Annotated in this window: 10 protein-coding genes and 1 pseudogene; 9 read left to right on the top strand and 2 right to left on the bottom strand. The window is 34.0% G+C overall.

Annotated features, from left to right (window positions below):
* The first annotated feature begins 3 nt into the window (after positions 1 to 3).
* The 9 genes from ES765_RS10745 (at position 4) to ES765_RS10705 (ending at position 12,663) form a co-directional block, all read left to right on the top strand.
* Positions 4 to 2,064 (top strand): DEAD/DEAH box helicase, encoded by a 2,061-nt coding sequence (locus ES765_RS10745; RefSeq protein ID WP_138114103.1) that lies wholly within the window; start codon positions 4 to 6, stop codon positions 2,062 to 2,064.
* A complete protein-coding gene (locus tag ES765_RS10740; protein WP_138114100.1) occupies positions 2,057 to 3,265 on the top strand; it encodes a GIY-YIG nuclease family protein in 1,209 nt (402 codons plus the stop codon). Before ES765_RS10745 ends, ES765_RS10740 begins: the two co-directional genes overlap by 8 nt.
* Before the next feature lie 85 nt (positions 3,266 to 3,350).
* On the top strand, positions 3,351 to 5,072 hold the full coding sequence (locus tag ES765_RS10735; protein WP_138114097.1) for a hypothetical protein: 1,722 nt from the start codon (positions 3,351 to 3,353) through the stop codon (positions 5,070 to 5,072).
* Positions 5,073 to 5,109: 37 nt separating this feature from the next.
* The gene (locus ES765_RS10730) at positions 5,110 to 5,613 is read left to right on the top strand and encodes a hypothetical protein (protein ID WP_138114094.1); all 504 of its coding nucleotides are present in this window, start codon (positions 5,110 to 5,112) and stop codon (positions 5,611 to 5,613) included.
* Between the two features lie 116 nt (positions 5,614 to 5,729).
* Complete coding sequence (locus ES765_RS10725; RefSeq protein ID WP_138114091.1) at positions 5,730 to 5,936, top strand: hypothetical protein; 207 nt, start codon at positions 5,730 to 5,732, stop codon at positions 5,934 to 5,936.
* 15 nt (positions 5,937 to 5,951) lie between these two features.
* Positions 5,952 to 6,653 (top strand): ribonuclease HI, encoded by a 702-nt coding sequence (gene rnhA, locus ES765_RS10720; RefSeq protein WP_212744232.1) that lies wholly within the window; start codon positions 5,952 to 5,954, stop codon positions 6,651 to 6,653.
* Between the two features lie 25 nt (positions 6,654 to 6,678).
* The gene (locus ES765_RS10715) at positions 6,679 to 8,841 is read left to right on the top strand and encodes a UvrD-helicase domain-containing protein (protein WP_138114088.1); all 2,163 of its coding nucleotides are present in this window, start codon (positions 6,679 to 6,681) and stop codon (positions 8,839 to 8,841) included.
* A gap of 98 nt (positions 8,842 to 8,939) precedes the next feature.
* Positions 8,940 to 11,405: an AAA family ATPase gene (locus tag ES765_RS10710; RefSeq protein WP_138114085.1), complete on the top strand. Its 2,466-nt coding sequence runs from the start codon at positions 8,940 to 8,942 to the stop codon at positions 11,403 to 11,405.
* 4 nt (positions 11,406 to 11,409) lie between these two features.
* Positions 11,410 to 12,663, top strand: a complete 1,254-nt coding sequence (locus ES765_RS10705) for an McrC family protein (RefSeq protein ID WP_138114082.1) — start codon at positions 11,410 to 11,412, stop codon at positions 12,661 to 12,663.
* 16 nt (positions 12,664 to 12,679) lie between these two features.
* Here ES765_RS10705 and ES765_RS10700 read toward each other — a convergent pair whose 3' ends face one another.
* Positions 12,680 to 13,444, bottom strand: a complete 765-nt coding sequence (locus ES765_RS10700) for a metallophosphoesterase (protein ID WP_138114079.1) — start codon at positions 13,442 to 13,444, stop codon at positions 12,680 to 12,682.
* A gap of 414 nt (positions 13,445 to 13,858) precedes the next feature.
* A pseudogene (locus ES765_RS21735) lies at positions 13,859 to 14,095 on the bottom strand (APC family permease); the annotation flags it as partial.

Below are 14,095 nucleotides of genomic sequence, written 5' to 3'. Positions count from 1 at the left end.
ATAATGAGTAAAGAAAAAAATATACCTACTATAACAGTAAACTACAATAATAATGGTAGTTCTGTTACATCTAATGAGTTAGGTATGCGCGCTATGCAAGAATTGGCGTATGAGAAACGAGGCGAACAATATTTATTAATTAAATCACCACCTGCATCTGGTAAAAGTCGTGCCTTAATGTTTATCGCTTTAGATAAACTAAACAATCAAGATATTAAGCAAGTAATCATAGCTGTTCCAGAGAAATCTATAGGTTCTAGTTTTAATAACGAGCCATTATCTAAATATGGTTTTTATTATGATTGGGAAGTTACACCAAAATGGAATTTATGTAATTCACCCGGTGAAGATGGTGGTAAAGTGAAGTCAGTAAAAGCCTTTCTAGAAAGTACAGATAAAGTTTTAGTTTGCACGCACGCTACATTACGCTTTGCAGTAGAGCGTTTTGGTGTAGCTATTTTTGATGATAGACTTATTGCTATAGATGAATTTCATCATGTAAGTGCAAGTGAGGATAATGTACTTGGTTCTCAGCTTAAAGATTTTATTGAAAGAGATAAAGTACATATTGTAGCAATGACTGGTTCTTATTTTAGAGGAGATGCAAACCCTGTTTTAATGCCAGATGATGAGTTAAAGTTTGTTCCTGTAACTTATACCTACTATGAGCAATTAAGTGGTTACGAGTATTTAAAAACGTTGAATATTGGATATTACTTTTATAGTGGAGCATATACAGATGACATTACTAAAGTTTTAAATCCCGAGGAAAAGACAATCATACATATTCCTAATGTCAATTCAAGAGAAAGTATTGGGGGTACCCGTTTTAAACAACAAGAAGTAGATAATATATTAAATGAATTAGGTGAATGGGAAGGCATTGAGGAATCTACTGGTTTTAATCTTATAAAGACAAATTCAGGTAAAATAATAAAAGTTGCAAACCTTGTAGATGATGACCCATCAAAACGTCCTATAGTCCAGGCTGCTCTTAGAATGCCCGAAATAAAAAGTAATCGAGACCACGTAGATATTATTATTGCGTTAGGGATGGCTAAAGAAGGTTTTGATTGGATATGGTGCGAGCACGCCTTGACTATTGGATATCGTTCTAGTTTAACGGAGATTGTACAGATAATAGGACGTGCCACACGTGATGCGCCTAACAAAACACATGCAAGATTTACAAACCTAATAGCTGAAGTAGATGCTACTGAGGATTCCGTAACAGATGCGGTAAATGATACATTAAAAGCAATATCTGCAAGTTTGTTAATGGAACAAGTTTTAATTCCTAAAATGAACTTCAAACCTAAAAACCCTCAAAATAACCCAGAAGATGGATATGATTATGGTGAAGGAGGTTACGATCCAAATAAAGAAAATGTAGGTTGGAATGAAGAAAAGGGAGAATATCAGGTAGAAATTAAAGGCTTAGCAATGCCAGAGGGAGAAGATGCTAAGCGAATTTGTAAAGAAGATTTGAACGAGGTTATTGCTGCTTTTGCGCAAGACAAAGAAGCAATTGGTCGTGGTTTATTTGATGAAGAATTAGTTCCTCAAGAATTAACTCAAGTAAGATTAGGTAAAATTATAAAGGAAAAATATCCAGAAATAGACGATGAAGATATTGAAGCTATAAGACAACATGCTATAGCAGCTTTAAATATCACTCAAATGGCTAAACAAGCCATTAATACTGATAATGAAGACAATATTAAAACAAATACGTCTTTAATTGATGGCATACGTAAATTCGCTTTAGACGTTAGACATTTGGATGTAGATTGGATAGATAGTATTAATCCTTTTAGTGAAGCATACTCAATCCTTTCTAAAGCAATGAATGAAAAAAGTTTAAAGGCAATGGCAGAAGTTATTTCAGCTAAAAAGCCAGATATGTCTATAGAAGACGCAAGAGTTTTAGCAAGACGAGCTTTAAAATTTAAAAATGAAAGAGGCAGATTGCCAGATATTAAATCTGCTGACCCGTATGAGCAAAAAATGGCACAAGCAATCGCTTATTTAGCAAGAAAAAAATCAGAAGAACAAAATGGCTAAGAAAGACAAATTCACGGTTGAGGATGATGAGCTATTAGCAGCTTTAGGTGTAGGGATAGAGGTTAAAAAGAAAGCCATATTTACAGCCTTAGAGGAACGGGTTATTACAGGTTTTGAGGAAATTCAAAAATTCATTGAAGAGCATAAACGACTACCGTTACACGGTGAAGAAAATGATATTTTTGAAAGATTATATGCGGTTAGATTAGAAAAAACTAAAGAGAAACAAGAGTTTATTGATTTATTAAAAGACATTGATTATCAAAATATTTTATCTGGTGATTTTAAAAAAACCACCGAAGTATCAGATGATTTAGATGATGATGAATTATTAAATCTTTTAGGAGTTGAGGCAGAAAAAGACTCAATAACAAATTTGAAACACGTTAAAACTCGTGCAGAAAAAAGAGCAGTTGAAGAGTTTGCCAACAGAACTTTATGTGAAGACTTTGAAAAATTTAAACCATTTTTTGAGCAAATAAAAAGAGAGATTGATACGGGTTTAAGAGAAACAATAAGGTTTCGAAAAGATGCAGGATTTACTAAAACTAGCTTAAGGCAAGCACAATTCCTTATTGTAGGCGGACAGATAGCACATATAGCCGAAATTGGGGAAACATTTAAAGCTCCAAACGGAGAGGATGATGCACGTTTGCGTGTAATATACTCAAATGGTACTGAAAGTAATATTTTGTTAAGATCGCTAATTCGAGCAATGTATAAAGATGAGACTAGTAGATTTATAACAGATACAACTTTAGGTCCATTGTTTTCAGATGAAACTAGTGAAGATGACCAAGAAAGTGGAACAATTTACGTTTTGCGAAGCTTCTCTAATAACCCTATAGTTAAAGAAAATAGAGACGTCGTCCATAAAATAGGGGTTACCGGTGGCAAAGTTAAAACACGTATTGCTAATGCAAAAAACGACCCTACTTTTCTCATGGCAGAGGTAGAAGTTGTGGCAACTTATAAATTAGCCAACATAAACCGAGTTAAATTAGAAAACATCATTCATAAGTTTTTCAACTCAGTAAAATTAGATATTGAAATCAAAGACCGTTTTGGAAAGCCTGTAAAGCCAAATGAATGGTTTTTAGCTCCAATTTTTATTATTGATGAAATGGTTAGTAAAATAAAAGATGGTAGCGTTAGTGATTATTATTATGATCCTGTTACTGCTGAATTGAAGAAACACTAAGAGAAGATTAAGAAATTGAAGGCAGAGGTTGGTTCTAAGCCGAAAATTAAAGGGAGGAAAAAAGAAAAAGTATAAAATTCACAATATGCCTATCGATATTGAGCAGAAATCACAAGAATTAAAAGACTTTGTTAGTCAATATGACACCAAAATATTTATGGGTGACTTAAGTACTTTACTCCTTATGGTCGCTATGCAAAACCCTCCAGAAAGTTTAGTAGGTCTTGTAGCTCCTCAAAGACAAATATTTTATTTAGCTGGCTTACATTTAACATCAAATAAAAATCAAAACAATAAAACCAAATTCCAATATACACCAGAAGAATGGAATCATATTAAATCTTTATTAATTGAAATAGAAGCAGGATATAGTGAGAGTTATTACCCCTCTGAGGGTATTGTATTAGATGATGTTTTAATAGAGCAACGCTTAGTGGGATTAGTACATCATTTGAATTTCTTTAATCAAGGAGATTTAAATTACGAAGAACAAATTATCGAAAGAATTATAACTTATTTTTCTCCATTTGATGTTGAAATCAAAGCTCATTTTGGATTAAACATAGTTGAATTCATTACAATATATAGGTTTCTGGACGAGATGCTGCATCAAAAATTAAATTCAGTTTTTCCTTTAGCTGGTGAACCCACAATGGATGATATTAGTATAGAGCAATTTGCAGAAGGAATAATGAATCCTGAAAAAAGACATCTTGCTGTTCCTCCAAGCTATATTAGAATGTCAGAAAATATGGCTGACCCAGGTAAAAAATACCGTTTTAGCTTAGATCAATTAGATAAAGAATTTGACCCTGCGGTTGTAAGAGCATTTGTGAGCACTTTAAGCATCAAAAGGACGGAAGGTCAATTTTTATATTACACAGAGAATAATCCATATTTTAATCAACCTCTTTTTGAAGTGAATGAAGGTGAATTTCAGTCTATTGAAATCAAACAAATAGTAATAGCCATTTATAATCAAATACAAAATTTTGCGATTTCAAATGCAGCTTTAACTGAGCCATTTTATACTCGTAGAGGTGTTGAGTTGGAAAATAAAATTGTGGGTTTGTTTCAATCGATTTTAGGTGAAGACGCTAAAATTTATCAGAGTTATTACACTAATTTCGGTAGTGAACAAGATATTTTGATTTTATACAAGGGAATGGCCTTAATCATAGAAGCAAAGGCTTCAAAAATACAGGAGCCTCGTTCAGATCCAAACAAAGCCTATGAATTGGTTAAAAGAAATTTTGATAAGGTTATTCAAAAAGGCTACGATCAAAGTTATAGAGTAAAGCAGAAGTTTTTAAACAAAGAAGTTCTATCGCTATACGATGATTTGGCCTTGAGTAATGAAATCGCAAAAATTAGAACTAAGAATTATCATAGTGTTTTTAGTCTTGTAGTTACTTTAGAAAGATTTGGTCAAATACAGACAGACTTAGATGATTTGTTAGAAGTTCAGGATGACGATCAATTTCCTTTGTCTATTTGTATTGATGATTTAGAAGTTTTTCTTTTAGCCTTCAAAAAAAGAGGTTCAAAATTTTCAGAGCTTCTTCGTTATTTTGATTTGAGAGAATATTTGCATGGTGCTTTAGTATGTGGGGATGAGTTAGAAATTTGTGGAGCTATTTTAAGTAAACAAATATCAGATAAAGATTTGCAATCCAATAAAATAATTAAAACTCATCCAGATCATGCTCAGATTTTTGATGACTATTATAACGTAGGATTAGGGTTTAAAGATGAGATTAATCTTGAACGTAAAACAAGCGGAAAATTTATGACTATGTTCAGATGAAAAATCACACATCATTGTACGAAAAAAGTAGAAATTAATGAACGATAAAAGAAAGGAAATCTGCTTAAATTATTTAAAAGCTAGAAAGGAGTTTTTAGATTTTGGCAACAGTGATGAAGTGTTACATGGCAACGATAATATTGTTGGAAGGATAGGTGAAGCCATTGCCCACTCATTTTTAGAGCATAAATACCGACAGCCAAAAGTATTAATCAATCAAACTAATGCGGGTTATGATATTCTTTGTGCCAAAGGGGATCCAAGAATATCTGTGAAAATGATAACCTCAGAGAATAAAACAGGAAGCACCTCACAAATTAAGCATGATTGGGACGAGCTTATAGGGATTGAGCTAGGTGAGCATCAAAAAGTTATCAAACTTGGGGTTATTAGTAGAGCTAATTTTGAGGGCGAACAAAAGAAAAGAGGACGCCGTTTAGATCCTAATTTTAGTAGGACAATGTTGAAACCAAACGGTGTATTTGCAGCTGCAGGAAAGGTTTACGAAAATGAAGAATTAAAAGTATTCAATTTACTATAAAACTCAAACTTCCAAACACTGATTACAAAAAATAAAAGTGTTTAATCGGAACACCCTGTTCATAGTAAAGTTGACAAAACTATTAAATTATAGCAACCAAAAACAAGTAAAGCAACATGCTATTCAACCAAGTCACCAAAGAACATATTCTACTAGGTATCAAGGATTATAAAGAAAAGGGACTTCCTAATGGTTTTGGCCCTTCTTCTACTTCTAACTTGGTTCTTGAAAATAAAGAATATCATCCCAAAGCGGTAATGGCTTATCTTAAGTTTCATGCTGTCGGAAGAAAAATTAAAAGATATTTTGAAGAAGGTTTTTGAGGAAAACTAAGCAGTATGGAAAATAACGAAATTCCAGAAATAGAACTTTTTACCGATGGTGGCGCAGAACCCAACCCTGGTAAAGGTGGGTTTGGGACAATTCTTAGCTATAAGGGGAGGCAAAAGGAATTCTCTGAAGGTTATGAACTTACAACCAATAACCGAATGGAACTTATGGCGGTAATTTTTGGTCTCGAAAAAATAAAAACCAAGGCAGCGGTCACGGTGTTTTCAGATTCTAAATATGTGATAGATGGTATAGAAAAAGGTTGGGCAAAAAATTGGGAACGTAACAACTGGATTAGAAGAAAGGGCAATTTAGTACTCAATAAAGACCTGTGGGAAAGGTTGTTGGATGTTATAGATAAACATATAGTGACTTTTAACTGGGTAAAAGGGCATGCTGGTCATATCGAGAATGAACGTTGTGATGCTTTGGCTAAAGAGGGTATTGACTCAGAGAATAAAATTAAGGATGAAGGATACCTGGAATACTTGGAGCATATAGACTGGTACCAAGAACAGAAAATAGAAAAGGAGGGCGATTTATGCAGAAAATGCAATATAGCCGTTATAAAAAAGAGTCCTAAGAAAAGAAAGATAAAACCAGGTCAAAATTATTATTTTGAGTACTATCTGTTTTGCCCAAGCTGTAAAGCCATGTATATGGTAGATGGGGCAAAAAGAGAAGTGTCAGAAGGCGACACTTTATTTTAAGCCTCCAATTACTTAAGCGTATTTAATGAAAAACCTATCTACCAAAACCGATTTATCCACATTAAACGATCATCAACGTAAGGCTGTACTTTCTGAGTGTAATCGTCTTCTTGTTTTAGCAGGCGCAGGTTCAGGAAAGACGAAGACCTTGCTTCATAAAATAAATTATCTAATAGACGATAAACTTGTTGATGCTAAAAACATTCTTGCCGTTACTTTTACAAAGAATGCGGCCAATGAGATGCTAGATAGGATGATTCAATCTGCAGATAAATCTGGTTTCTATGAGAAATTTTTAAAGAGCAAAGATATTTCTATTGCAGAAAGATATAAAGAACGCCAAACCTACTTAAATAAATTTCCCTGGTTAAATAGATTAACCATTAAAACAATTCATAGTCTGTGTTATCAAATTATTAAAACGGACGGTGTACATGTGTTTGATAATAAATTTAAAATAGTGGCCGACCAAAATTCAAGCAATGAATTTTATGGAAGTACAGCAGAAGAGACCGTTAGTCAAATAATCGAGAAGGTCACGATCAATTTGTCAAATGATAAGCTGTTTCTATTAAAATTGAAACGATACATTTTAGATTATTTTGTAGACTTCATTCACCAACATAAGGAACAAGAGGAATTTAGGCCCAAAGGTAAATTCTTTACAAGTTTAAAGGGAGATAAAGTTCGTTCAAAATCTGAACAATATATTGCAGATTGGCTTTATCGTAATAGCATAGACTATGTATACGAACCAGAGGTAAAAGTTGGTAGTTCAGCGTTCCATCCAGATTTTTTTATTCCTCAAGCAAATATTTATTTAGAACACATAAGTGATAAAAGTTATCCGTCTTTTTGGAAAGAGGGGAAAATGAAGATTGCCGGTAATACGTGTATAAAAACCTATGATGACGCCACCCATAACTCCGCTGTATTCAATAAGGTATTAGATCGAGTGATTAAAGGTAGAATAAGCGCTGATTTAAGTTCGGCAACCGTTCTTCATTACGACGAAGAGTTTTCAAATTTTAGAAAAGAAATAAAAAGCTTTTATAGGGAGGTAAATGAGGTAAGAAATAAAATTGTGACCTCGGAAAAGTCTGTAGAACAGATAATAAAAGAGGCATCGGAAAGTGATTTTGAAAGAGTTCGTATGTTCTACGAACTTGCAATACCTATTATTAATGAATTCAATGATTATTGTACCAATAGATCCTATTTGGATTTTGATGGGTTGTTGACCAAGAGTATTCAATTATTGCAGCAGTATCCTAATATAAGAGAGCGCTATCAAGAAAGGTATAAACACATTCTGGTAGATGAGTTTCAGGATGTAAATAGTCTACAAGTAAAATTGCTTAATCTACTTGCAAAAGAGTCAACACAATTATTTTGTGTTGGTGATGATTGGCAGAGTATTTACGGTTTTCGAGGGTCTGAAATAGCGTATATCGTAGATTTCAAAGAACATTTTGCAGATTCTGAATTGTTAACGCTCAATTTAAATTACAGAAGTACAAACCCTATAGTTGGGGCATCTACGGAGGCTATCAAGAAAAATAAGTTCCAAATACCAAAAGAAATAAAAGCGGTTAAGCGAGGTGGACAAAAGATTAAAATCTTTTATGAAGAACAAGAAGGGCAGTCACATTCATTTATTTGGGAAGCAATAGAAAAACACATTGCCGAGGGCATAAACCCAGAAGATATTTTAGTGCTTTATAGAAGGACGGCGATGGCATCAAATTTAAGACAAGCTTTAAAAAGTAGCGGGCACAAAATTCAATTTAAAACTATCCATAGCGCAAAAGGATTAGAGGCTAAGGTTGTGTTTATTTTAGGATTGCACTCTAATAAGGGCGGATTTCCGGACCCGTGGCTACAAGATAAAATTTACCAAGTCATAAAACCTACGGATTACGATTATTTGCTGGAAGAGGAACGAAGGCTATTCTATGTGGCGCTGACAAGAGCAGAAGATTATCTTTATTTAATATCTCAAAAAGGAGCGATTTCTGATTTTATTAGGGATATCCCAACTGAGTTTATTTATCAAGACCAAGCTGAAATAGACCTTTCTAGCAATAGCGTAGTACTTTGTCCTAGTTGTGAGTCCAAAATAGAAGATCATTATAGGTTTTGTCCAGAATGTGGAAGCACAATAGTTGAAGAAACTGGAGAATTTTAAAGTTTAAATGAGAAACAAAGGATGGTAAAGTCTAAGTAATTTACCTACTAATTCCATTGGTGATGTGCAAAAGTAAAAAAACAATAAAATAATATAAAATGACCTTTCACGAAACCATTTTAAAAAAATTAATAGAATACAGGGAGTCTCATCCCAATTTTAATTTTATAGCCAGACAAAGAACCGGTGCGGGTAAACGTTTTGAAAATGGATTTTGGTTTCCAGGAAATAAAAATTACGCATTTGTAGGCTTGGTAAATGCTAATGGTGGAGCTAAAAAAACCAAAAGTGTAGGTATAGCAATCAGTCCAACTAAAGAGGGCTTTAGTTGTGATTTAGAAATTGCTTTTAGTGAAGAACAAGATGAGTTATTACTTGAAGCCTACAAGGCCATAGTTGAGAAGATAGCGGGTATTAAACATGGTGGCGGTACAAATTATCATTTTCATATTGGAGAATTACCGGTTGATGATTTCTCAAATCTTTTCTCTTTCTTGGATGAATATTACGGTATTATAATAGGAGAATTTAAAAATCGAGATAGAGATAAAGTTTTAATCTCTAACGAAAAGTTTTGGGCTATAATGGATAACATTAATATGTATAGAAATAAAGCAGATACAAAATACTGGTTGTATGCCCCCGGCGAAAACGCAGAAAAGTGGAATGAATTTTACGAAGAAGGCATAATGGCTCTGGGTTGGGATAATCTGGGAGATTTAAAAAATTATTCATCTAAACCACAAATAGTTGAACGATTACAGGAGCTTGATAATAGTACAGGATCCAAGAAAAATGATGCTACTGCGAATGATGAGTTCACAAACCATATGTCCATTGGGGATGTTGTTTTCGTTAAAAATGGTAGAGGCGCCCTGTTAGGATATGGTATTGTTGCTTCGGACTACATGTTTGACAACGAAAGGAGTGAGTTTAAGCATGTCCGAGGAATGGATTGGAAAAAGAAGGGCGAATGGGATGCAGGTCATAACTTGGTGTTGAAAACACTCACCAATGTTTCCGACTACCCCACACCAGATGCTAAGTACCCTACGTATCACGAACGTCTAATGGCAATAATTAATGGAGAAGAGGTTTCTAAAACAAAAAACTACGCTATGACCTATCCAATAAATACCATTTTATATGGCCCACCGGGTACAGGAAAAACATTCAATACAGTAAACCTTGCTTTGGAAATTTGTGGTGAGGAAATTGAAAGTTTAGAGAGAAAGGAAATAAAGGACTTATACGATCAAAAAGTTTCCGAAGGTCAAATTATTTTTTCCACTTTTCATCAAAGTATGTCTTATGAAGATTTTATTGAAGGGATAAAACCCATAGAGCCAGAGAAGGAAGGTGACCCTGTAGTTTATAAAGTTGTTGAAGGCATATTTAAAAAAGCCTGTATTGAAGCTTCCTTTAATTTTGCCATAGAAAACAATTCTTCAGATACAGATGATGTGCTTGACTTTTCTTTGGCCTATGATAATTTCCTCCAAAAACTAGAGGAAAGACTAGCTTCTGAAGCTGACGTTGAATTGGAAATCAAGAATGGCGGTAAGGTATATGTAGATAGTATTTCTGCTCAAGGGAACATTCAGATAAAACATTTGAATGGACAAAGAACATATACTGTTTCTAAAACCAGACTTTCCAAACTGCAAAAAGCCATTACTGATCTAGATGAGATTGCTAACATTAATGACTCCTTTAGGGCAATCATAGGAGGGAGTAATTCTACGGCCTATTGGTCTGTGTTAAATGCCATACAAAAGGAAAATAATTATAAAGACCTTAGAAACAAACAGGAAAGAAATTATCTGCCTGATGACAAAAAGGAAGTAGTACAAGATTTGGATAGAAATGTTTACAAGGGTAAAAATGGTAAACCAATTGTTTTAATTATTGATGAAATCAATAGGGGTAATGTATCGGCTATTTTTGGGGAATTGATAACCTTAATAGAAAAGGATAAAAGACTGGGCGCCGATGAGGCATTACTGGCACAATTACCCTATAGTAAAGAATATTTTGGAGTACCTCCAAACCTGTATATCATAGGAACTATGAATACAGCGGATAGAAGTGTGGAAGCCTTGGACTCAGCGCTAAGAAGAAGGTTCAGCTTTATAGAAATGCCACCAAAGCCTAAATTCATAAAACAATATGGTGCTAATAATGGCATAATTGACAATGTTGATTTGGTAAGACTTTTAAAGACAATCAACAAACGGATAGAAAAGTTGTTAGATAAAGACCATGCCATAGGGCACAGCTACTTTATAAAGACAACATCTCTAAATGGGCTAAAAGCAGTTTTTGCCAATAAGGTTATATCATTGTTGCAAGAATACTTTTTTGGAGATTACGGTAAAATAGGCCTGGTTTTAGGTTCTGGCTTTGTGGAATCGGTTCAAGGTGATAATTATGAAAAATTTTTTGCACCTTTTGAAGATTACGAATTAGGTTCATTAGTAGAGCGAAAAGTATATAGAATAAAAGATGCTAAAAAAATGAGCAATGAGGAATTTAAAAAAGCGCTACTACAACTTTTAGGATAGAAAATTGAACAAGAACAACCACATCATTGTATTTGAACATGAGATTCTAAGAATAGATAGAGGAGAAAAAAGGCTATCTGAAACTCAGTTAAAATCATTGCAACAATTTTATGGAGAGTCTGGTGTGCCCTATTATTCTTTGGTTCATAATGGCGTAAAGTTTTGCGAATATGTTGGGGTACTACAGATAGGGGATACTTTAATTGAAATTTTGCCAAAGATTGATAGAAGTAGTATTGCACCTGAAGAGAGCTGGCGCAAGGTGTTAATAGATATGCTGTATGCCGTTGGTCTGTTTCAATTGAAAGCTCCCACCTCTGGTAGTCTCAAATTAAAAACGAATTCCATTCTTGATCTATATTTTGAACTATTTGTTAGTGAACTGAACTATTTACTTCGACAAGGGCTTGTCAAAAAATATAGAAAAACCGAAGGCAATAGCTCAAGTTTAAAAGGAAACCTCAAATTCGGTAAGCATATAAGCCAGAATTTGGTGCATCAAGAACGGTTTTACATTCAATATACTACCTACGATACCAATCATGAACTTCATTGTATTCTGTACAAAGCCTTAAAACTATTAGTTCGTATAAACACCAATGAAATTATACAGGGCAGTCTCAAGTCTTTAGAATTGGATTTTCCAGAAATGCCAGATATCAAGGTCTCCGAAGCAACTTTTAATAAGGTCGTATTGAACCGTAAAACACAGGGATACCAAAAAGCGATTCAAATAGCCCGTTTGTTATTATTGAATTATCACCCAGATGTAAGTAAGGGCTCCAATCATATACTAGCACTAGTGTTCGATATGAACTTATTATGGGAACAATTTGTCTATGCCAGTTTGAGACGACATAAAAAAATAGAGACAACTATTACTGCCCAAAACACAAAGAATTTTTGGAAACCTAGCTCAGGGTATAATTCAAAAATGAAACCAGATATTGTGTTGAACAAGGGTAAAGAAAACTGTGTTGTTCTGGATACAAAATGGAAGAATATCAAGAACTATAATCCCTCGCCAGAAGATTTACGGCAAATGTTCGCTTATATGAAATACTATAAGGCCAAGAAAGTTGCCTTGGTATACCCTGGTATAAATACTAGCCTAAGCTATGGTCATTATTATGATCACTTAAATGCGCAGGATGACAAATTGGGAGTAGAGGAATGCAGTGTTATTTCCTTAGCCTTTAATATCAATATAAGGGAATGGCAAAAGGATATAAATAATCAAATTGAAAAATGGGCTTAAGTTGTTTTTTCAACTATCATACAATTTCAATAAAACTATCCCTTGAAAAATCATGATGCTCGTTCATATCAACATACCCCAATTGATTACACAACATGGTTGTACCTCCCAACTTCATGGCATTACCAATGTTTCTATGTACATGGCCGTAAATCCAGTAATCAATATTTGATTGTGTTATGTAATCGGTTTTATCAACCACAAAAGCATCGTTAAGTGAACTGCCCTTGAATTCAGGGGAATTACATAAAGGCGTAGGCAGATGGTGGGTGATTACAATGGTTTTACCATTATGATTTTTGAGACTTTGGTTCAAAAAATCAAAAGCCTCCGCATGAAGCACATTGAAATCATCGACGCTCAACCGATTATCACCCATTCGTATTTTATAGAAGTCATTGACTCCTCTAGATACCGCGTTTCTATTTTCAATATGTACATGGCTCCATAATGTAGAAAATAGTAGCGTGAGGTCGTTTATCTGTGTAGACTGATTGTTGAGAAGGAAGACGTTACGTTGTAATTCCCATTTAAAGGGTTTTCTATGCAAAGACAAATCATATCCGCCATAGTATTCATGATTGCCGGCTATTACATAGGTTAGTTGGTAATTGTCAGATGCCCATTTAAAAAAATCTAAGTTTTCAAAATCTCCTCCTAAGTAATGGGTATCTCCCGCAACAATGAGAATTTCCCCTGAAGGTATTAAAGGGTTATTCGCTAGCCATCTTTTGTTTGTGGCAAATTCTAAGTGTAGATCTGAGCAGTATTGTATTCTCACTTTAGTTCAATTTAGAAAAAGAAAAGTAAGAAGATATTTTGGTTTTATTTCATTTTACAGTGAATTCTATTTCGCTAATAGCATATTGTAAAATGCTGCAAAGAAGTAAAAAAGGGGCAAAAATGCAGCACGCTCGCAGCACGCTGGTTAACATTTGTTTAACATTAACATTTTTATAACATTGATTACCAATGCTTTAAAACTAAAAAAGCCTCTAAAAATAGAGGCTCTTGCGGTCTGGACGGGACTCGAACTTTTCTTGATAGTGCCCTGTATAAAAGGCTTGCCAAGGGGTGGTTTTTTGAACTCACCGCGAGGCTCACCTTTTAACATTAATTTAACATTTTTGATAATAAATAAGTTAGCTTAGTTTCAATTATGGTTAAAAACCATCCTTTGTAATGCTCTTTTTTATCAAATTATTAGTCTTACTCCGCCCAGATCTTCAATCTTATAAGGGAAATGATCACCTGGTGAAGCAATGAACATAAAGTTGATTGGAATATTCCATTCTTTTGATAGTGTATTGATGAGTTCAGGACCAAAGTGATCATCTAACTCAATAAAATCGATCTTGATCATGGGGTATTCTCTATCAATGACATTAATATCATTCCTAAATTGTTCAGTGATTGCAATTCCGTTTCTAAT

The sequence above is a fragment of the Maribacter sp. ACAM166 genome, assembly GCF_005771495.1.
GTDB lineage: Bacteria > Bacteroidota > Bacteroidia > Flavobacteriales > Flavobacteriaceae > Maribacter.
Note: the sequence above shows the minus strand (reverse complement) of the source record. Positions and strands in the feature narration are given on the sequence as shown.

Coding starts and splice junctions, on each gene's coding strand:
- ES765_RS10745 (WP_138114103.1), top strand. CDS start 4: ATGAGTAAAGAAAAAAATATACCTACTATAACAGTAAACTACAATAAT.
- ES765_RS10740 (WP_138114100.1), top strand. CDS start 2,057: ATGGCTAAGAAAGACAAATTCACGGTTGAGGATGATGAGCTATTAGCA.
- ES765_RS10735 (WP_138114097.1), top strand. CDS start 3,351: ATGCCTATCGATATTGAGCAGAAATCACAAGAATTAAAAGACTTTGTT.
- ES765_RS10730 (WP_138114094.1), top strand. CDS start 5,110: ATGAACGATAAAAGAAAGGAAATCTGCTTAAATTATTTAAAAGCTAGA.
- ES765_RS10725 (WP_138114091.1), top strand. CDS start 5,730: ATGCTATTCAACCAAGTCACCAAAGAACATATTCTACTAGGTATCAAG.
- rnhA (WP_212744232.1), top strand. CDS start 5,952: ATGGAAAATAACGAAATTCCAGAAATAGAACTTTTTACCGATGGTGGC.
- ES765_RS10715 (WP_138114088.1), top strand. CDS start 6,679: ATGAAAAACCTATCTACCAAAACCGATTTATCCACATTAAACGATCAT.
- ES765_RS10710 (WP_138114085.1), top strand. CDS start 8,940: ATGACCTTTCACGAAACCATTTTAAAAAAATTAATAGAATACAGGGAG.